The 19,603-nt window shown below is 35.8% G+C and carries 20 protein-coding genes; 7 read left to right on the top strand and 13 right to left on the bottom strand.

What is annotated here, in order from left to right; genetic code table 11:
* Positions 1 to 166: 166 nt before the first annotated feature.
* The 5 genes from fdhD (at position 167) to ACTDJC_RS19025 (ending at position 5,590) form a co-directional block, all read left to right on the top strand.
* Complete coding sequence (gene fdhD, locus ACTDJC_RS19005; protein WP_098308987.1) at positions 167 to 967, top strand: formate dehydrogenase accessory sulfurtransferase FdhD; 801 nt, start codon at positions 167 to 169, stop codon at positions 965 to 967.
* Positions 968 to 1,250: 283 nt separating this feature from the next.
* Positions 1,251 to 1,757, top strand: a complete 507-nt coding sequence (locus ACTDJC_RS19010; RefSeq protein ID WP_440604360.1) for an N-acetyltransferase family protein — start codon at positions 1,251 to 1,253, stop codon at positions 1,755 to 1,757.
* Positions 1,758 to 2,463: 706 nt separating this feature from the next.
* Positions 2,464 to 3,135, top strand: a complete 672-nt coding sequence (locus ACTDJC_RS19015) for a response regulator transcription factor (protein ID WP_230575111.1) — start codon at positions 2,464 to 2,466, stop codon at positions 3,133 to 3,135.
* 432 nt (positions 3,136 to 3,567) lie between these two features.
* Complete coding sequence (locus ACTDJC_RS19020; protein WP_440604361.1) at positions 3,568 to 4,944, top strand: HAMP domain-containing sensor histidine kinase; 1,377 nt, start codon at positions 3,568 to 3,570, stop codon at positions 4,942 to 4,944.
* A 130-nt stretch (positions 4,945 to 5,074) separates the two neighbouring features.
* The gene (locus ACTDJC_RS19025; protein ID WP_098308983.1) at positions 5,075 to 5,590 is read left to right on the top strand and encodes a GNAT family N-acetyltransferase; all 516 of its coding nucleotides are present in this window, start codon (positions 5,075 to 5,077) and stop codon (positions 5,588 to 5,590) included.
* Positions 5,591 to 5,672: 82 nt separating this feature from the next.
* On the opposite strand, the gene pdxR is transcribed toward ACTDJC_RS19025, so the two are convergent.
* On the bottom strand, positions 5,673 to 7,070 hold the full coding sequence (gene pdxR / locus ACTDJC_RS19030) for a MocR-like pyridoxine biosynthesis transcription factor PdxR (RefSeq protein ID WP_440604362.1): 1,398 nt from the start codon (positions 7,068 to 7,070) through the stop codon (positions 5,673 to 5,675).
* A 118-nt stretch (positions 7,071 to 7,188) separates the two neighbouring features.
* Between pdxR and ACTDJC_RS19035 the strand changes: the two genes are divergently transcribed.
* Together ACTDJC_RS19035 and ACTDJC_RS19040 are read left to right on the top strand one after the other, a co-directional pair.
* The gene (locus tag ACTDJC_RS19035) at positions 7,189 to 8,127 is read left to right on the top strand and encodes a DMT family transporter (protein ID WP_440604363.1); all 939 of its coding nucleotides are present in this window, start codon (positions 7,189 to 7,191) and stop codon (positions 8,125 to 8,127) included.
* Positions 8,128 to 8,208: 81 nt separating this feature from the next.
* Positions 8,209 to 8,742, top strand: coding sequence for a DUF4871 domain-containing protein (locus tag ACTDJC_RS19040; RefSeq protein ID WP_440604364.1), 534 nt, complete (start codon positions 8,209 to 8,211; stop codon positions 8,740 to 8,742).
* Positions 8,743 to 9,074: 332 nt separating this feature from the next.
* Here the strand turns inward: ACTDJC_RS19040 and ACTDJC_RS19045 are convergent, their stop codons facing one another.
* From ACTDJC_RS19045 to ACTDJC_RS19100, 12 genes are all read right to left on the bottom strand, one after another.
* Entirely contained in the window at positions 9,075 to 9,905 is an 831-nt protein-coding gene (locus tag ACTDJC_RS19045; protein WP_440604384.1) for a transporter, read from the bottom strand.
* Positions 9,906 to 9,940: 35 nt separating this feature from the next.
* A complete protein-coding gene (locus tag ACTDJC_RS19050; protein ID WP_440604365.1) occupies positions 9,941 to 10,369 on the bottom strand; it encodes a hypothetical protein in 429 nt (142 codons plus the stop codon).
* Positions 10,370 to 10,496: 127 nt separating this feature from the next.
* Positions 10,497 to 11,792, bottom strand: coding sequence for a sensor histidine kinase (locus tag ACTDJC_RS19055; RefSeq protein ID WP_440604366.1), 1,296 nt, complete (start codon positions 11,790 to 11,792; stop codon positions 10,497 to 10,499).
* Positions 11,789 to 12,460 (bottom strand): response regulator transcription factor, encoded by a 672-nt coding sequence (locus ACTDJC_RS19060; RefSeq protein ID WP_253628552.1) that lies wholly within the window; start codon positions 12,458 to 12,460, stop codon positions 11,789 to 11,791. The genes ACTDJC_RS19055 and ACTDJC_RS19060 overlap by 4 nt, the downstream gene beginning before the upstream one ends.
* 291 nt (positions 12,461 to 12,751) lie before the next feature.
* The gene (locus ACTDJC_RS19065) at positions 12,752 to 13,921 is read right to left on the bottom strand and encodes an ABC transporter permease (protein ID WP_440604367.1); all 1,170 of its coding nucleotides are present in this window, start codon (positions 13,919 to 13,921) and stop codon (positions 12,752 to 12,754) included.
* Complete coding sequence (locus ACTDJC_RS19070) at positions 13,872 to 14,606, bottom strand: ABC transporter ATP-binding protein (RefSeq protein WP_440604368.1); 735 nt, start codon at positions 14,604 to 14,606, stop codon at positions 13,872 to 13,874. Before ACTDJC_RS19070 ends, ACTDJC_RS19065 begins: the two co-directional genes overlap by 50 nt.
* Before the next feature lie 2 nt (positions 14,607 to 14,608).
* Entirely contained in the window at positions 14,609 to 15,568 is a 960-nt protein-coding gene (locus tag ACTDJC_RS19075; RefSeq protein ID WP_440604369.1) for an efflux RND transporter periplasmic adaptor subunit, read from the bottom strand.
* Positions 15,569 to 15,737: 169 nt separating this feature from the next.
* Positions 15,738 to 16,442, bottom strand: a complete 705-nt coding sequence (locus tag ACTDJC_RS19080; RefSeq protein WP_253628549.1) for a metallophosphoesterase family protein — start codon at positions 16,440 to 16,442, stop codon at positions 15,738 to 15,740.
* 245 nt (positions 16,443 to 16,687) lie between these two features.
* The gene (locus ACTDJC_RS19085) at positions 16,688 to 16,981 is read right to left on the bottom strand and encodes a DUF2653 family protein (protein WP_098308972.1); all 294 of its coding nucleotides are present in this window, start codon (positions 16,979 to 16,981) and stop codon (positions 16,688 to 16,690) included.
* A 15-nt stretch (positions 16,982 to 16,996) separates the two neighbouring features.
* The gene (locus tag ACTDJC_RS19090) at positions 16,997 to 17,458 is read right to left on the bottom strand and encodes a hypothetical protein (RefSeq protein WP_098308971.1); all 462 of its coding nucleotides are present in this window, start codon (positions 17,456 to 17,458) and stop codon (positions 16,997 to 16,999) included.
* A gap of 458 nt (positions 17,459 to 17,916) precedes the next feature.
* Positions 17,917 to 18,642: an ankyrin repeat domain-containing protein gene (locus ACTDJC_RS19095; RefSeq protein WP_253628547.1), complete on the bottom strand. Its 726-nt coding sequence runs from the start codon at positions 18,640 to 18,642 to the stop codon at positions 17,917 to 17,919.
* An 11-nt stretch (positions 18,643 to 18,653) separates the two neighbouring features.
* Complete coding sequence (locus tag ACTDJC_RS19100; protein ID WP_098308969.1) at positions 18,654 to 19,598, bottom strand: alpha/beta hydrolase family protein; 945 nt, start codon at positions 19,596 to 19,598, stop codon at positions 18,654 to 18,656.
* Between the last annotated feature and the right edge of the window lie 5 nt (positions 19,599 to 19,603).

The following is a 19,603-nucleotide window of genomic DNA, read 5'->3' on the forward strand; positions in this document are numbered from 1 at the left end:
TGATGTATAAAATAAGCTTACAATTGATGTATATTACTACTATTCTATTATATCGTAGAACACAAATAATCACCAAGGAATGTAATAAAAATGCAAAACGAATGCTTTTCTTTTTCTATTGTTTTATGATAAAAATGGGAGAATAATCGATAAAGGGGAATTTTATATGGAGTCTGTTCAAGATACATATCCAATGATTCAGTACCGAAATGGTACATTTCATCAAAAAGATGACGAAATTGTAACAGAATATCCACTTACAATTAAACTAAATGGTGAAGAATATGTAACGATTGTCTGTACACCTGATCATATTGAAGATATGGTTGTTGGCTTCTTAATATCAGAAGGTATTATTCCTTCCTATAAACATATTGAACAATTATGGATCCAAAAAGAAAAAGGATTTGCTCATGTAACAACATCGCAAACAAATCCACTATATCAAACTTGCTATAACAAACGTTATGTTACATCTTGCTGCGGAAAAAGCAGACAAGGCTTTGTATTTGTCAATGATGCTGCAAAAGCAAAAACGATGCACGATATTCATATTACCCTCAAGCCAGAAGATTGCTTTCGTTTAATGAAAGATCTACAGCAATCCTCTACTACTTTTAAAGAAACAGGCGGTGTACATAACACTGCATTATGTGATGCAACACAGATTATTATTTCACGAATGGATATTGGACGCCATAACGCTTTAGATAAAATTTACGGTTATTGCTTACGTAATAACATTTCAATACATGGAAAAGTAATTGCCTTTAGCGGCCGCATATCATCGGAAATTTTACTCAAGGTGGCAAAAATCGGCTGTGAAATTGTCCTATCAAAATCAGCCCCAACAAAATTAGCTCTAGAACTTGCCCATGATTTAGGTATTACTGTCGTTGGCTTTATTCGTGGTGATTCTTGCAATATTTACACACATCCAGAACGAATTGAAGGATTTATAAAGTGAAACTTCCTTTTGGAGCGCTCTTCTCCAAAAGGTTAGTTGAACCAATCGGGTTCTTACGGGGAGTTATCTCCCACCTCTTCTTTGACTTCTCAGGATCTTAAGGTGGGAGTTTTATTCCCCGTTAGAGCGGGATAAAGTGAAACTTCCAATAAAAAGCTAAAAAGGCCTCTCACATGAGAAACCTTTTTAGTTATAAAAATGTAACATATATAACAGTTGAATAGTTAATAAAGTTAATATATAATTTTATTACATAAAACCATTACATTAGGAGGTTGCTTGTATGAACATTCGTGTCTTAACAAAAGAAGATGCAAGTATATATTTACAACTTGGCGTAGAAGGGTTAACTCAAAATCCAGAAGCATTTAGTTCCTCTTATGAAGATGTTATGAAACAAGAAAATCCTGTTGCTGCGATGGCAAAACGATTAGATAATCCTGAAAAATTTACAATAGGCGCTTTTAAAGGCGATGAATTAATTGGCATTGCCACACTTGAAATTAAACCTTTTATTAAACAAGAGCATAAAGCAAAAATTGGCTCTGTGTATGTTTCTCCGAAGGCACGTGGTCTTGGTGCTGGAAGAGCATTAATTGAAACAATCATTGAAAATGCACCAAGATTAGATATAGAACAAATCATGCTTGATGTTGTTGTCGGAAACGAACCGGCAAAGAAACTATACGAATCACTTGGTTTCCAAACATACGGCGTACAAGAACGTGGTTTAAAATATAACGGACAATATTGGGATGAAGAGCATATGGTTTTATTTTTAAATGCTTAGTCTTCTTTTACACATAAAAGACCGCTAAAAAAAGCCCCGCACACATTGTGCGAGGCTTCTTATTTTTATCCCGCTCTAACAGGCGGGTGTTTAATACGAAATCATCTATAAGAGCCCAATTGGCTCAGTTCATTATCAGTAAGGAAACCCTTCATTGATAAAAATTTTACTTTATAATAATCAAAAAAACTTCCTAGCATAAACAACGATAGTCATCATCATTAATGCAATGCACACTATAGCTGCATTGTGTTCCTACTTTTCAAGGAATTGTTCTTTTTATTCACTATTTAAATCCTTTTTATTAACAAAAAAAAGGTGAGATAGAAATTTTCCTTATCCGATGCGAGGTGAATACGAAAAATGTTCTCTATCTCACTTACACAATAGAATGGAATTTGTCATTTTGAAAAACAAAATGACATGACGTTATGTCGCAACATAGGGTATTTTTGTGCTGCTACATTCTCATTATAAAAGAAAGATTTGCAAAAGTAGTGCATTTTTTATGGCAATTGTCCTTTTCTTCATAATATGAACAGTGTTTTTTGTAAAAGTTCATGTAAAATATATAAGGGAAACTTCTAGCAGTGAGGATTTGGCTTCGCCTATCTTCTTCACTTTTCTCTAAATCTTAAGGTAGGGTCTTACTGCCCGCGAATATCGGGATAAACATAAATACTGGAAACTTGAGGTGTACATCATTATGGCAAAACTATTATTAGTAGATGATGAAGAACGCATGCTGCGCTTATTAGATTTATTTTTAAGTCCGCGCGGGCATTTTTGCATAAAGGCAACTTCAGGACAAGAAGCACTTGAACTCGTTCAACAAAAAGAGTTTGATCTTATCTTATTAGACGTGATGATGCCAAAAATGGACGGCTGGGAGACTTGCTTTCAAATTCGGCAAATAAGTAGCGTACCCATAATTATGCTAACAGCACGTAATCAAAATTATGACATGGTAAAAGGTCTCACCTTAGGCGCTGACGACTATATTACAAAACCGTTTGATGAGCAAGTATTAATTGCTCGTATTGAAGCTGTATTGCGTCGTACGAAGAAAGAAGGATTCATAAGCTTTAACGGAATTGACTGGGATAAAACGCGACATACGGTGACTGTCTACGATGAAAAACTCTCTCTTACGCCAATTGAATTTTCATTACTTGGACTCTTTTTACAAAATATAAACCGTGCTTATAGCCGTGATGAACTTATCGAAAAAATATGGGGATTTCAAACAGATATTGAATATCGTACCGTTGATTCTCACATTCGTAATATACGCGAAAAGCTTCGAAAAGCAGGATTCCCTATCGAAGATTACCTGGAAACCGTTTATAAAATCGGCTACAAATGGAAAGGTAACTAATCGTAAAGATAAAGTGAAACTTCCTTTTGGAGCGCTCTTCTCCAAAAGGTTAGTTGAACCAATCGGGTTCTTACAGACGGTTTGTTATTACTTCGTAGCTAAGCATCTTACCGACTGTTAGAGCGGGATAAAGTGAAACCTCCATCAGTGGGGGTTCTCTTCATCCCCCACTAATGGTTAGTTGAACCAATCGAGCGCATGCCAGCAATTATCCCCCACCTAGCTTCTTCGATTTTCTCTCAATCTTGAGGTGGGGGTCTTACTGCCCGCGAATAGCGGGATAAAATGAAACTTCCACTAGTGAAGAACCTTTATTGGAACCACTCAGGCATATGCCGGCAGTTTTTCTTCTACTGAATTTCATTATTTCTTCAGAAATTTATGGCGGGAGTCTTACTGCCTGTTAGTACAGAAAAAAGGTTGTGAATCACAATGAATAAACTTTCTATAAAACTTGGTACATACTTTTTATTATTATCTCTTTGCATTGAATCGGTATTATTTGTATCCTTTCATACAACACTGGCGCAAATGCGTGTAAATGAAGAAACTACGTCCTTATTGGCAAAAGGAAATTGGTATCGTGACATTATTGAAAAACGCTATAGCGAACGAGCCGTTGAACATGTCGCGGCGATGGAATCTAACGCCCCTTCTCATACGAAACTCGTCATAACAAATGCAGAAGGTAATATTTTATCTTCTTCCGATCCCATTACAGAAGGCATGCACAAACAACTTGAACAAAAGATTGAGTATATTCCTAGAGACGGAATGGTAACAGAAGATCGCTGGAAAGAATCAAAATATATTTCAACAGTCAGTCCTATTACAAAATATGGGGTAGTGGTTGGCTATGTCCATATGTTTTTAGAAACTACTTCTATAAAAGAAATGATTTTCCGCCTAACAAAACAGTTCGTTTCCGTTGGTGCTTTGACAGTAGCTCTCACAACAATTTTAGTATTTTTATTTTCAAGAGTTATTACAAATCCACTTATCAAAATGAAGCGAGCAACCGAAAAAATGATGAAGCAAAATGAACCGATTACATTAGGTATTAAGAGTAAGGATGAATTAGGAAGTTTAGCAAAAACAATTGAACAGCTTTCTAGTGAGCTAACCTATATGAAAAAGGAACGAAATGAGTTTCTCGCAAGTGTTGCACATGAATTATTAACCCCGCTCACATATGTAAAAGGATATACAAAAGTTGCAAAAAGAACGTCTTTATCTAAAGAAGAACGGGAAGAATATTTACAAATTATTGAAGAAGAAACAGAAAATATTACCGAACTCGTACAAGATTTATTTGAACTTGCACAACTTGAACAACACCAATTTGCTATAAAAAAGCAACCTGTTTCACTGCTACCATTTGTAGAGCGTATGGTTGAAAAAATAAAGCCATCTCTTCAAAAAAAGAAAATAGGCATCTCTTTATATTGCCCAGAAGATTTATATGTCTGCATAGACGAACGCCGCATGGAGCAAGTCATGCTGAATTTGTTACATAATGCACACCAACATTCTCACGAAGATTCTCAAATTACAGTACGAGTATTAAAAAAGGCGCATACTTTTCTTGTACAAGTGCAAGATGAAGGAGAGGGAATTCCAAGTGAAGACTTACCACATATTTTTGAACGCTTCTACCGGGTCGATAAATCCCGAACGCGAGCAACTGGTGGAAAAGGTATTGGCTTAGCTGTTGCAAAAGAGATCATAGAATTACATGGTGGTTCTATACATGTAACAAGTGAAGTTGGAATTGGAACTATATTTACGATAGAATTACCAATTCAATAGACATTTTTATTATTTTAGTAAATAATTTTCAACTAATAACATTAACCATAAATACTATATTTTTGAAATTATTATTACTTTAATATAAGATGTATATGTACAACTACCAAAGATTTAGAAGGTGATATGATTGGAAATTCGTGTATTGACAAAAAAGGATGCAGAAATTTATTTAGCACTTCGCGTTGAAGGATTAAAGCAAAATCCAGAAGCGTTCAGTTCCTCTTATGAAGATATCATTAACAAGGAAGACCCTGTTGAATATAAAGCAGAAATATTATCTCAAAATGAAAATTACACACTTGGTGCTTTTAAAGATGGTGAATTAATCGGTGTTGCAACTCTGGAAACGAAATCATTTTTAAAGCAAGAGCACAAAGCAAAAATCGGTGCTGTTTATGTCTCTCCAAAAGCGCGTGGCCTTGGTGCTGGTAAAGCACTTATGCAGGCAGCAATTGAAAAAGCAAAAGAATTAGAAGTAGAACAACTTATGCTTGATGTTGTCGTTGGCAATGAAGGCGCGAAAAAACTCTATGAATCATTAGGCTTTAAAACATTTGGCGTACAAGAACGTTCGTTAAAATATAACGATCAATATTGGGACGAAGAACACATGGTATTGTTTTTACATGAAGAAAACGAATAAAGAAAAGGGACTTGTTTAAAAGTCCCTTTTCTTTATAACCTATGTTAATGAAGTAAAATTGCTTGCTCCTTGTAATATCCCTTCAATCAAACCATGCTTTTGCCAGCAATTGAACCGCTTTATCAATTTCTTCCTCAGATAAAATTGCAAAACCAAGCAAGACGGTTTTATTATCAACCTTCACATCATCATAGTACATGGAAACAGGATGTACCTTTATACTATATGCTGCCGCTCGTTCAATAAGCTCTCGTTCTGCCATACCATTATTTGTGCGCAATAATATATGCAGCCCTGAATCTTGTCCAATTATTTCAACATATTTCGGAAAATATGTTGAAATTGCTGAAACCAGTGTATCTCTCTTCTTTCGATACACAACTCTCATTTTATGAATATGCTTTTCCCAATGTCCACCCTCGAGAAAACGTTTCACAATTTCTTGATCAATTCGCGATACAGTCTGCGTATAAAAGAAATAGTCTTGTTGATATACTTCAATTAGCGCTTTTGGGAGCACCATATAACTGATACGTAACGATGGAAGTAGTGCTTTCGAAAAAGTACTCATATAAATAACCTTCCCATTTGTATCTAATCCTTGGAGAGCTGGAATGGGTTTACCAGAATAACGAAATTCACTATCGTAATCATCTTCTACAATATAACGTCCTTCCTCTTTTTCTGCCCAATGTAAAAGCTGCATCCGCTTTGAAATTGGCATAATCATCCCGCATGGAAATTGATGGGATGGTGTAACAAACACAACATCTGCATCGCTTTCTTCTAAACATGAAAGCATGATTCCATCTTCATCAAGAGGAAGCTGTTCTACATGCTCTATCCCTTTTTCATACGTAACCATTCTTCGATGGTATCCTGGATTTTCTACCGCAAATGTACTTTCCTTTAACAATTGAAATAGCATTCTTATTAAATATTGGGTTCCTGCTCCAATAATAATTTGACTTGGTGAACAATGGACACCGCGCGATTCGTACATATATTTTGCAATTTCTTTTCGCAATCCAAATTCACCTTGCGGATGCCCAAGTAGTAGTACTTCTTCATTCTCAATCTGCAGCACTTCATTTGCCAATTTGCGATATAGAGCAAATGGAAATGACTGAGCATCAACACCTGTATGCGTAAAGTCAAATACGTAGTCTCGTTCATAATAAGGTATTTCTTTTACATGTTGCATCTTTTGTTTTACATGCAATACAGTTTGTTCCATTTCACATACGAAATATCCTTTACGTGGAATCGCCTCTATGTAACCTTCTGCAACAAGCTGACCATAAGCGGCTTCAATTGTATTTTGGCTAATTTGCAAATATTGAGCTAATTTTCGCTTCGATGGTAATTTTGTATAAGGCGGGACATTTCCAGATTTCATTTCCTCTTTCATGTAATTATATAGTTGTACATATAGTGGTTCTTTACTATGAATATCAAGTTTCGGTGTTAATTCTAACATACAAACTGACCCCTTTATTTTATAGAAAACTGACACTTTTTATGGTATCAGAAGTTATATATAATCATACTTATCATTTCTGTTTTAAGAAATCAAGTCATACAAAGGAGGATACATCATGAAATCACCTCGCCATATCGGTCTAATGATGATTATTAGCGGAGCAACATTATGGGGGTTATCTGGTCCTATGATTCAGTGGCTATTTAACCATACTGAACTATCATCTAGTGACTTTTTAGTCATTCGTCTACTATTAGCAGGCATGTTTATTTTATGCTCCCTACTATTTACAAAACAAAATATATTTGGAATTTGGAAGTATCCACATCATTGGATTCAACTACTAATTTTTGCGGTTGTTGGCATGCTTGGTGCTCAGTACGCATTTATTGAAACAGTGCATATAAGTAATGCTGTAACTGCAACACTATTTCAATTTCTTGGTCCAGTTCTTATTACTATTTATGTTACAATGCAGCATAAAAAACTTCCTTCCTTTATGCAGGTCATAGCAATTTCTGCTGCACTGACAGGCACGTATTTCCTTATTACCAATGGTTCAATTGAAAATATTGTTCTTTCTAAACAAGCAATACTATTTGGTATTTTAACAGCAGTCGGCTTTGCTTTTTACACACTCCATCCCGCTTCTCTCATTAAACAATGGGGGACATCAGTAATTGTTGGTTGGGGGATGTTACTTGGAGGAATTTCTTTATTTCTATATAATCAAGAATTTCATTTCCGTTATGTAGCAAATACATTAACAATGAGCACATTTTCTATGCTTATTCTCGTAATTATAAGCGGAACACTTTCTTTCCTGCTCTATATTGGTAGTCTAAAATATTTATCTGCAACGGAAACAAGTATTTTATCAAGTATTGAACCGCTCGTAGCAGCTATTGTTTCAATCATCTGGTTAAATGAATCATTTGGAGCCTATCAACTATTAGGCGGTATTTTCATTATTGTCGCAGTTGTCTTTTTAACAATGCCAGAAAAATCTAGCAACAGAACACATGTAAGAAAAGAGGAAACGCTATCCGCGTAGCCTCTCTTTTTCTTTTACAGGAATTGTTCTTTCTTTTGTCCAATACAATTAAAATACAAATATGAATAGGAGCGTGGCCAAATGAAAAAACTTGGAACCGTGCTACTTCTCTCCTGTCTCATCACTGGCTGTACGACTACAGTAAAGAAATCTACTTCCCCAAAAATAATTGAAACGATACAACCACAAAATAACATTCCCTCTTTCTTTCACCTTAGCATTCTTAAAGATGTCAATTGGGAAGAAAGTCCATCATTTCAGCACGATAAAATATCTGTAAAAGGTATACAAGACAAGGTTGCAATTGTAGATGCTACTTGGATTGCTAATCAACCAAATAAATATATGTGGTTCTTTCTCCACTCAAATATACCCTCTGGAAAACTAACCGTCATTGCAATAAAACAAGGCTCAACGAAACCAGTTCCTGTCCTTTTTCAAGATGAGATAACAGGCAATGTTTGGACAGCACCGCAAGAGATTACAAAAGATATCACAAGTATTCCCTCTAGTATGTTACTCCCTTCTTCTGGCTTATGGCTATTAAATGTATACATTGGAGAAAAGTTGTATGGACAGATTGTTGTACATGTAGAAGAAGGTGATAAACCATAGTATTTTCCTTACAACACTGTAATCCTTATGTCATCTAATTCAATAGTTCCGAAATGAGCTTTTCACTATACTAAAAGTAAGAAATGGAACCAAAAACAAGGAGAGATAAGAGATGAAAAAAATAATGGAAGTTGTAGTAGCGGTAGTCCTAGTTTTAGTGAATGGTAAAAATATTGCATTGGAGGTCAACAAATAATGAATATCCCCCATACAATCACATAAAAAGAGATAAGGTTTCATTGTTTTGATCCCTTATCTCCCCCTTATTATGAAAGAACAGCATACTATATTAAACTCCTTTTTCTGTCCATTTCTTTTCCCTTTTCAAAACATCAACCACTTGTTAAATAATAATAAAATGCCTCTGCATCTGTTTGTACCCAAGGTGAAAAATGAAGTTCTTGTACTCGATCTGGTTGTTGTTTTTCAATTTCCTCTGTAAGCTTCTGTGTATCCTTATCCGTCACATCTATCCCAAGTTCTTTTGCCACTTGCAAAGCCTTTTGTTCATTAATTTCTTGTAGCACTTGATAAATATCTTTTCCATACAGATCAATATGAAGGTTTTTCGCTTCTGTTTGAATTTTCGTTTCATATATTTCTTTCGCTAACGCTTCCATACTTTTTCCCTTTTCTGAAATACCAAGTTGCTTTGCTTCGTTTTTTATTTTTGTGCCATAAAGCTCTTCAGCTATCGCACCAATCTCTTTATCTTTTGTGGAAACCCCTAATTTTTCTGCTTCACTTTTTATTTTGATTTTATTAATTTCCGCTATTAAATCTACAATTGCTTTTCCCTCTACTGGTATTCCAAGTTTTTCTGCTTCTATTTTGACCTTCGCTTCATATATTTCTTCAGAAAGTGTTCCAACATCTTTTCCTTCTGTAGAAATTCCCAGCTGATTTGCTTCTTTCTCTACTTCCGTTTCATGAATTTCCTTCTCAAGTGTAAGTAGCTCTTTTCCTTGTGTTTCAATTCCTAAATTCTGCGCTTTATCTTCTGTATATGCAGCATGTATAGTCTCACCATTGACTTGTGCACTACTAGGTTGAGACGATTGTATTCCTTTATCTATCTCCTTATTTGTACAAGCTGAAGCTCCACCCATTACACTGAGACTTAATACTCCAACAACTAGTAGACCAAACGTCTTTTTTCTAATCACCTTTCACTTCCTCCCTTCATCATAACTGTTCCTTAAGCCGTTATGTCTTTTTGACGCTTTACTCTCCATTTCGCTCGCAACATGACAAAAGATATACATAGTCCAGTTCCAGTTAAAATAAGCATAACAATCGCACCGATTAATCCAATTACTCCTGTATGCAGTTCCTTAACTAATTTTGATAGAGAATTGAGTCCCCCATTATTTTTATCTTGAAAAAATTGTCCATTTGTCGCTGCACCTCTTTGATTAAAATCGGAATTCCCAGGTTGCATTCCTTGTCCATTTTGTCCATTCCCTATAGCACCATTTCTGCCAAATCCTCGTTCTCTAAAATTAGCAGCTCCTCCACCGTGGCCTTTTTCATTAAAATACATATATATCCCTGTTGCAGATTGAATAAAAATAAATACCGAAGCAATTAACCCAATCCAAAAATGAAGTTTTCTCATTCTTTTCATTTTCCACTCTCCTTTTTCATCATTTATCATTTGTAATTCGTCATTAGGTCTATATTTATTATGAAAAAGGTTCCTTAACTTTCCCTTAAAAAAGACGACCCTGTATAAAACAAGATCGTCTTTTTAATTACCTATTTTTCTTTCTTAGAAATATTTCGTACTTTTGATTCTTTGGAAATACAATTTCAAAACAAGTACCTTCTCCAATTTTGCTATGCACTTTTATTTTTCCGGAATGCTTTTCAACAATCCAGCTTGCAATAGAAAGACCTAATCCTGCTCCATTTGATGCTGATCTTGATTTATCACCTTGATAAAAACGGTCAAAAATTTTCGGGATATCTTCTTCAATGATGCCAATCCCATCATCTTTTACTTGGATGACAATCCCATTTGTTGTTTCAAAGCAAGATACCTTAATATTTCCACCTGCATTTGTATACTTCATCGCATTATCTAATAAAATTACAATTAATTGATGAATACGCTCTTTATCTCCCATAAATAAAATAGAAGGAACGGCATCCAACGTAATTGTTTTTTCTTCATACAAAGCAATTTCCGAATAAGGATTTACAATTTCGCTTAGCAATTTATCTAATGCAAAAGCTTTCTTGTCCATTTCAATTTGATCTGAATCAGAACGTGCTAATGTTAGTAAGTTTGCAACTAGTTTGGATAAGCGTCGGCATTCCTTTGATATAGTTGAAATATCCATCGCCTTATCTTCTATTGTTGCGGTAGGTGATTGAAACAATACATCTGTTTTAGATTGAATCACTGCTAAAGGGGTTCGTAATTCATGTGAAGCATCTGAAACAAACTGCTGCTGTTTATGCCAAGCATTCTTAATTGGTACAAGCGCCCTACCAGCTAAAAAAAAGCCAATCCCTACCGCACATATACTTCCTATACTGCACCCAATTACAAGAATAAGTAGCAGTGTATGCAGCATTTCCTTTTCAGGGTTTATGTCCCGCAATACTTGAAACGTGACTTTCCCTAAATCTGTATCTCCCTGAACTGCAATCATCCGAAAGTTTACGCCTTCCACTTCTATATCCTGCCGTTCTCCAAATGTTTTAGGAAATAAATTAGATTGATTTCTCTCAAAAAAGTTTGGATCTATAAATCGTGGTTCCATATCTACCAGTTGATTCTTTGCATCCCATTTTAAAACGATAATCCGCGAATCGCCAATATGCACATCTTTGCTAAAACCAAACTGACCCGGAATAGACTTGTCTTCTTTTTCTTGTTTCTTAATGAATCTGTCAATTGAATCATCTATTCCTTCATATAGTCGTTTATGTGTGTAAGAATAAATAACATTTCCTAACATACCAATTAATATAATAAATACCAATGAATTCAAAATCGTAAGTTGAATGCGCGTCTTTTGAAACATGCTATGTTGTCTCATTGTTCTTTTAAGATATATCCAATACCACGTATAGTTTGAATATCTTTATGATAGCCAAATGGATCGAGCTTCTTTCGCAAATGATGCACATATACCTCTACAATGGCTACTGTTGTATCAGAATTAAATCCCCATACTCTATCAAAAATTTGTTCACGCATTAAAATCTTCCCACTATTTTGAATCAGATATTCTAATAGTTCATATTGCTTTAAAGTTAATTTTATAGGTACCTCATCCACTTGAATGTCTTTCTCTTTTCCAAACAGCTCAATACCACGGTACCGAATTGTTTGATTAGTCGTTAAGCTTCCACTCCTTCTTAATAAAGCGCGAATCCTCGCTTGAAGTTCTGGCGCCTGAAACGGTTTCACTAAATAATCATCTCCGCCAAAGTCCAACCCTTTTACCCGATCTTCTAAAGAGTCTTTTGCAGTAAGGAATAAAACAGGCGTTTGAATGTTTTCATTTCGAATCCGCTGAATTACTTCAAATCCATCCATCTCTGGAAGCATCACATCTAGAAGAATTGCATCATAAATATTTTGCAATGCTAGAAATAATCCTTCCTCACCATTTTTTGCCGTATCTACTTCAAATTCATTTCGTAAAATTTGTGTAATTGACTCCAATAATAGAGGATGATCTTCTACAACTAATAAACGCATCTCACTTCTTCACCTCTTATTTTTTCTTCCGTTATTCACGAACAATAAGACTTTCACCTCATAATTCTAAAAAACAAAGAAGATAGGTGGACGATAACTGTCCGTAAAATTCTGATTGATGATGCTTTCCATCAGTAGGAATGAAAAAATCGCTGATGGAAATTTCATTTTATCCCACATTAATGGGTAAGACCTCCACTGATCGAAGTTTCACTTTATACTAGCAAAAGAAAGCGGCCGCAATATGCGATCGCTTCAATTTCTAGGCAAAACTACTGCCAATAACATGTTCTATTCATAGCGAAGTGCTTGAATAGGGTGCAACTTCGATGCTTTATTGGCTGGAAATACCCCAAATCCAACTCCTACTAATAAGGAGAACAAAAATGCAAGCAATGTAACAGGGAGAGAATAAGCAATTGTCATGCCTGCTGCCATGGAAATAACCTTTGCAACCAATAGCCCTATTCCCATTCCGATTAATCCTCCAAGTGAACTTAGTACTACTGCTTCAATCAGAAATTGTAGTAAAATATCTCTTCTTTTCGCCCCAATTGCTTTACGAATGCCAATTTCTTTCGTTCGTTCTGAAACAGATACAAGCATAATATTCATAATTCCGATTCCGCCGACTAATAAGGAAATACAAGCAATTCCTCCAAGCATCATCGTCATTGTACCTGTTACCGAACTCATCGTATCTACTAAATCTTTTTGATTAAATACGCTGTAGTTATCTTGCTTATTCGGGAACATTACAGCTAATTTATTTTGAATTTGTGCCATGACAGTATTTAGTTTTTCCTCACTGCTCACTTGTACATACACTGTCTGTATACTTGTGTTCTTTACAATTCGCTGTGCTGTACTCAACGGCATAATAATAACATCATCACCGCTTTGCCCCATAGAACCACCTTTTGAGGCAAGTACACCTACTATTTTAAAAGAGCTACCATTTACTTGTACATCTTTTCCAACTGGATTTTCAAATCCAAATAAATTTTGTGCTGTATTCGCACCAAGTACAATGACTTTTTGTCTATATTCTACATCCATATCTGATAAGAAACGACCTTCGTTTATTTTCATATCGCGAACTTGCTCATAAGAACTATTTGTGCCAGTAAGTGATACTTGTGTTGAAACCGTCCCATTCTTTACAGTAACTCGTCCCGAAACAACGGGAGACATTTCCTTTATCCCATCAATCTTTTGAAACTTTGCAATATCTTGTTCAGTAAGTTTTATCGCGTCAGATCCCATCATATTTATCGTTAACAAATTCGTACCTAAACTATTAATTTGATTTGTTACAGCTTGACTTGAGCCTTGACCAATTGAGACGAGTACAATAACAGACGAAACACCAATAATAATGCCTAGCATCGTTAAAAATGCTCGTAGTTTATTACCTTTGATACTGCGCATTGCCATTTTGATGGATTGTATTAGCCCCAATGTACTCACCTCTACTTTCAAACAATTGTCCATCTTGTATACGAACAATTCGGTTTGCTTGTTTTGCTACTTCTAAATCGTGCGTAATTAAAATAATTGTATGTCCCTGCACATGCAGCTCTTTCATTACCCCAATAATTTCTTCACTTGTTTTGCTATCTAATGCTCCTGTCGGCTCATCGGCTAATAAGATTGGTGGGCTTCCAACTAAAGCGCGTGCAATTGCAACGCGCTGCTGCTGTCCACCTGACAATTGGCTAGGTAAATGATGAGCTCTCTGTTGCAAACCAACTTTTTCTAAACAACTATACGCGGTATTCGTTCTTTCTTTTGTACTTATTCCCCGATATAAAAGCGGAAGTTCAACGTTCTCAATTGCTGTTAATTTCGTTAGCAAATTAAAGTTTTGAAAGATAAAACCAATTTTTTCGTTTCGAATCGTGGCTAGTTGATTATCATTCAGTTTATCTACTACTTCTCCATCCAATAGATACTGTCCATCATCTGGACGATCTAAACAACCAACCATATTCATAAACGTAGATTTTCCTGATCCAGAAGGACCAATAATAGAGAGAAAATCACCTTCATAGATTGTAAGAGAAACACCATCGAGTGCACGTACAATCTCTCCGCCCATCTCATATGATTTGGTCATATTCTGAATCTCAATAATCGGTTTCATTCTCACCCTCTCCCTTCAGCTTTATTTCTATTCATCCCTCTGCCACCAAAGCCTCCTCCCATGCCTCCGCCTGGTGTCATCATAAAGCCTCCTTGTTTATTATTGTAATTATTCGTTCCATTTCCTTGTGCAGCCATAGGCAATTGAATATTTTCTCCTTCTTGCAATCCTTCCGTAATTTCTACGGAATCTTCATTATGAATACCCGTTTTAACAACTTTTCGCTGCATATTTGCCTTTCCATTAGAAGAAGATGCTGAAGATTGAACAAAAACAAATTTTTGCTCTCCTTTTGTATGAACTGCTTCTACCGGAACATATAGAACATTGTCTTTACTATCAGTCAAAATACTAGCTTCTGTTGTCATTCCAATTTTCACATCTTTTGGATCATCAATATGAATCGTTACATTAAAGGAAGATACACCATTAGAAACTGTTCCTTCCTTCGCTACATCTGTTACCTTTCCTGTATAGGTTGTATCTGGGAATGAATTCACTTTTAATGTTACACTTTGTCCAACCTGCACTTTTGGAATGTCTAATTCATCAACTTGAATAACTGTTTCTAAATCACTGTAGTTTGTAATATGAGCAACAGCCTTCCCACTCGTTACACGATCTCCAGCTTGCACTGATATAGATGTAATCGTTCCATCAGCTGGTGCTACAATTGAATCACTTCCATCTGTAAATGTAATTAACTCCTGACCTTGTTTCACTACATCGTTTGCTGAAACTAATACTGACTCAACTACTTTATTTGAGCCTGCTGTAATATCTTCATTTGTCATAGATTGGGTAGAACCAGAACCTGTTACTTTCACATCTAGTTTCCCTTTTTGAACTGCCACACTTACTGCTTGATTCGTCACTGGTTGCGATTTATCCCTAAATACATACCAAGCCCCTGCACCGAGTACAATGATAAGAACTCCTAAAATACTAATCCACTTTTTCAAAGTCCTTTCTCCTTTCCTATGCTTCATTATTCATTAAGTAAGACTTATTATCGAATCTATTCCTTAAAATTCCCTTAACAAAAATAAAAAGAGATAAGGGTTCATCATTGTTTTGATCCCTTATCTCCTCTTTTCCCCTACATTAGCTCGTTTGTATAGGGAATCTTTCTTATTTTATAGAATATACTTTTTGACTTGGCAATTCTAAACAGTTCAGCTGGCCGCCGTATACAGCCCCTCCATCAATACCAATGATACGATTTTCACCAAAATACACGCCAAAATTCTCGTTATCCCCGTGAAGGACTTTTGTTTCTGTATGCCCAAATACAACCACTTTCTCGCCAGTATATCCATTATGAAACTCATCTCTAATCCACATTAATGTATACGCATCCGTTTCAGAAACAGGTGTCATTGGTTGTACACCCGCGTGAGCAAAAATATAATCATCTGTTTCAATATAGTGGTCTAGCTCTTTTATAAATTCTATATGTTGTTCTAGCACCTCAGACTGTAACTGCGGTCTTATGAATTCCTCTTCACTTACAGCAATATCACTTTCAGAAAAGCCATAGCTATGTAACGTTTGATCTCCTCCGTTTCTCTTTACCCAATGATTCCAGAATTTTTCTTCCTCTGTCGTTAAGGCTTTTATCATCATATCTTCATGATTACCTTTTAAGACGAACGCGCCAACTTCTTTTAATTGCATTACTTTTTCAATTACCTCTTTAGCATTAGGACCACGGTCTACATAATCTCCTAACAAAATTAATTGATCATTTTTTGGATTGTACTCTACTTTTTCTAATAACTTTTCAAACTTCCCTAATTCACCATGAATATCACTTATCACAAGCATCCTTCTCATATCTATTCCCTTCCTTCTAGTTGTAAAAGTTAATTCATATTATAGAGAGGCTCTGTTAATATCTCAATTTTCAAACTAAAAATATTATTAAAACAAAAGACTAGCGTCTATTTAGACACTAGTCTTTAAAACATACTTCATATACTATAATCAGGTTGATTTCACATTTATATTATTTTATTCCGTAAAAAAGCATTTTTCATCCCCCTTCCTAAAGTAACTTAACTTTAGGAAGGGTTTCTTATCTACGCTACTTCGACATCCGCTGCAAACCCTGTTTGCTCATGAAATTGTAAGTCAATACGCAAACTTTCTGGAATAAAGTTGTGATATTCCCTTAGATAAAATGCAATTGCATCAATTAACTCCTGCTCACCAAGCTCTACAGTTCGATACGGTAAACGAGCACTGGCGCCAAACCCTCTATTCGGATGAAACTGCAAATCAACATCAATTTGCTCCGGACGATACGCATGTATAGCGGCCGAGTGTACACAAACCGCATCAACTATATCTTGTTCAATAAAGTAAATCTTCATCGTCGTCCCTCCTTCTTAACGTCTTGCGAAAATACGACGTATAATCCAAATAATTCCTAAAATAATGAGGATATCTATTAATAAACCACTAGAAAAGAAGCTTCCGCCTACTCCACCAACTCCATGATTTCCAAATGGATGTAGCATACTACCTAGTAAAGCTCCTGCCCCAAATGATGCTGCATGACCCCAAAAGCTAGATTTCTTAGGAGCTGGCTGTGACTGTGGTGTACGATCTACAGAAGCTGGTTTCTTCGATTGCACATTTGATGACGAAGATTTATAGCCAGAATGATATGTCCCATCTGAAGAACGAGAGCTGCCAGAAGTCGATCCTTTCGTGCTGAATCCTCCGCTACTAGAATGAGATGAAACTGACGATTTACTACCACTATAGGTTTTTGCTTGTGCAAATGTTGGTACGGCAAACAAAGTGAAAGCTAACATTAGTGTGAAAATTTTCTTACTCATATTCATCTGAATCCCTCTTTTAATAAAAAATGAAATGTAGCACTAGTATAATTAACTTTTCTATTTCTTGCACGTATTTTGTACAAGAGATAGCTACAGTTAAAAGTCCTTGCTAACACTATGTTTTTTAAGATAAAACAACCAAAATCAGAACAGTTCTTCTGCATTTTTTGCTATGATTGTAATAAAGTGCAACTTCCATTAGTGGGGGTTTTTTCATCCCCCACCTATATCTTCCTCGATTCACTCTAAACCTTGAGGTAATGGGTCTTACTGCCCATTAATGTGGGATAAAAAAATTTTACAAGCTGCACAACTATCTTATAAATCATAAAACCAAAATAACTACACACAAAAAGAATGGATACAAAAGAATGGTAAGTGGTATTTGGATACAAACCAAAAAATAATGCTTTTAATAATAAAAAAACACCTCACACAATGAAACGTGTAAGGTGTTTCCATCAATAAGCCCCCGCTTTTTCTAGTATAGACTGGATTTTTGTAAATCCTCTTTCTTTAGCATGCTGAAGCGGAGTAACCCCTTCTTTATCGGGAATGTTTACATCAGCATTGTGTTCTATTAACATCTGTACAATTTGCTGATATTCTTTACCTCCACTTCCTAAAAGAACAGCTTCCATTAATGCAGTCCAGCCAAGATTGTTAATATGATTGACATCGATATCTGTATAAGCGAGAAGTTCCTTTACAACTTCAACATGGCCGCGCTCTGCTGCTGGAATTAATGCTGTATCGCCAAATTGATTCATTATCTTTGGATCCGCACCTGCTTCAATTGTTAACTTTAAAATTTCTAAAGTCCCCTCTGCCGCAGCATATAAAAACGGATTATCTTTGTGATTATCTTGAATATTTACATCTGCTCCGGCTGCTAATAATGTTTTCACAGTATCAATATGGTTATAATACGTTGCTGCCATAACCGGTGTTTCCCCTTGTGTACCTCTTACATTCAAATTTGCTCCGCTTTTTATCAATTTTACAACTGTTTCTGTATCTCCGAGCTGTGCTGAAAGTAATAACTGCTTATCCATCCAGTTCTCTTTCTTTGTATCTACGTCTTCCTTTTTCACTATCATAAACTCTGTTTGATTCTGTTTTCCACAAGCTGTCATTACCACCAATAGTCCAAGTAACACGAGAAATGAAACGTTTTTTCTTCGCACAGTCCCATCTCCTATGGAAGATTGTATTTTGCTAACCAATCCTTCATAACATACAATAACTCTTCTTGAATATTCTTATCCACAAGCCCCTTATATTCCTTCATTAGGCCTAGCATTGTATGATTTTTCTCGACTTCTCGTAAAATATGATTCATGTTCGGGATGACATGCCACTCTGCCTCACCAGCTACATATTCAGCAATATCCTTTGCCTGTTCTGGCGGCACTTGTATATCTCGATCTCCAGTAATCGCCAAAACGGGACATGTTACTTTCTCTAAATACTCTACGACATTATATTGAAATTGTTCACGTATCCACTTTGCATTTACCTTTGCCCCTTTTATTCGCATAACAGGCTTTGATGATTGTTGTATTTTTCCCATCACCGCTTCATTCTGTTTCTTAATACGTTGTGGAAGTTTTAAAAAGCGATATAACCATCCTCGAAATCCAGGTGTTACTTCCAATTCTTTCACTACCGTTTCCATTTGTCTTGGAAGTAATGTTTTCGAAGGCTCAGCTCCGCCGCTAAGTAAAATTAAGTTAGCAACTGATTCTCTTACATAAATAGCTGGCGCGAGTAAAGCTCCTTCACTATGACCTACAATTACGATTCGCTTTGGATCAATTTGCGGATGCTCCTTTAAAAAACGTACGCAAGCAACCCCATCATCAATTAAGTCTGCAACACCTGTTTTGTAATAATCGCCTTCACTTTTGTGCGTACCGCGCTTATCGTAACGTAGTGTTGCAAATCCTAATGAAGTGAAATAATCTGCTAAACCTTTATATAAATGTAGTTTTAAACCGCGAACATTTCCATCCCGATCTCCTTTTCCAGTTCCGCCAATAAGTAAAATAGCTGGGTATGTTTGTGCTTCGTATACTGGAATTGTTAACGTCCCTTGAAGTGAAACTGCACTTTCAATTGTCACGAACAATTCTTTTCCCATCTTTT

This window comes from Bacillus sp. GB_SG_008, assembly GCF_052038115.1.
Taxonomy (GTDB): Bacteria; Bacillota; Bacilli; order Bacillales; family Bacillaceae_G; genus Bacillus_A; species Bacillus_A rhizoplanae.

Coding starts and splice junctions, on each gene's coding strand:
- fdhD (WP_098308987.1), top strand. CDS start 167: ATGGAGTCTGTTCAAGATACATATCCAATGATTCAGTACCGAAATGGT.
- ACTDJC_RS19010 (WP_440604360.1), top strand. CDS start 1,251: ATGAACATTCGTGTCTTAACAAAAGAAGATGCAAGTATATATTTACAA.
- ACTDJC_RS19015 (WP_230575111.1), top strand. CDS start 2,464: ATGGCAAAACTATTATTAGTAGATGATGAAGAACGCATGCTGCGCTTA.
- ACTDJC_RS19020 (WP_440604361.1), top strand. CDS start 3,568: ATGAATAAACTTTCTATAAAACTTGGTACATACTTTTTATTATTATCT.
- pdxR (WP_440604362.1), bottom strand. CDS start 7,070: ATGTTAGAATTAACACCGAAACTTGATATTCATAGTAAAGAACCACTA.
- ACTDJC_RS19035 (WP_440604363.1), top strand. CDS start 7,189: ATGAAATCACCTCGCCATATCGGTCTAATGATGATTATTAGCGGAGCA.
- ACTDJC_RS19040 (WP_440604364.1), top strand. CDS start 8,209: ATGAAAAAACTTGGAACCGTGCTACTTCTCTCCTGTCTCATCACTGGC.
- ACTDJC_RS19050 (WP_440604365.1), bottom strand. CDS start 10,369: ATGAAAAGAATGAGAAAACTTCATTTTTGGATTGGGTTAATTGCTTCG.
- ACTDJC_RS19055 (WP_440604366.1), bottom strand. CDS start 11,792: ATGAGACAACATAGCATGTTTCAAAAGACGCGCATTCAACTTACGATT.
- ACTDJC_RS19060 (WP_253628552.1), bottom strand. CDS start 12,460: ATGCGTTTATTAGTTGTAGAAGATCATCCTCTATTATTGGAGTCAATT.
- ACTDJC_RS19070 (WP_440604368.1), bottom strand. CDS start 14,606: ATGAAACCGATTATTGAGATTCAGAATATGACCAAATCATATGAGATG.
- ACTDJC_RS19080 (WP_253628549.1), bottom strand. CDS start 16,442: ATGAGAAGGATGCTTGTGATAAGTGATATTCATGGTGAATTAGGGAAG.
- ACTDJC_RS19085 (WP_098308972.1), bottom strand. CDS start 16,981: ATGAAGATTTACTTTATTGAACAAGATATAGTTGATGCGGTTTGTGTA.
- ACTDJC_RS19090 (WP_098308971.1), bottom strand. CDS start 17,458: ATGAATATGAGTAAGAAAATTTTCACACTAATGTTAGCTTTCACTTTG.
- ACTDJC_RS19100 (WP_098308969.1), bottom strand. CDS start 19,598: ATGGGAAAAGAATTGTTCGTGACAATTGAAAGTGCAGTTTCACTTCAA.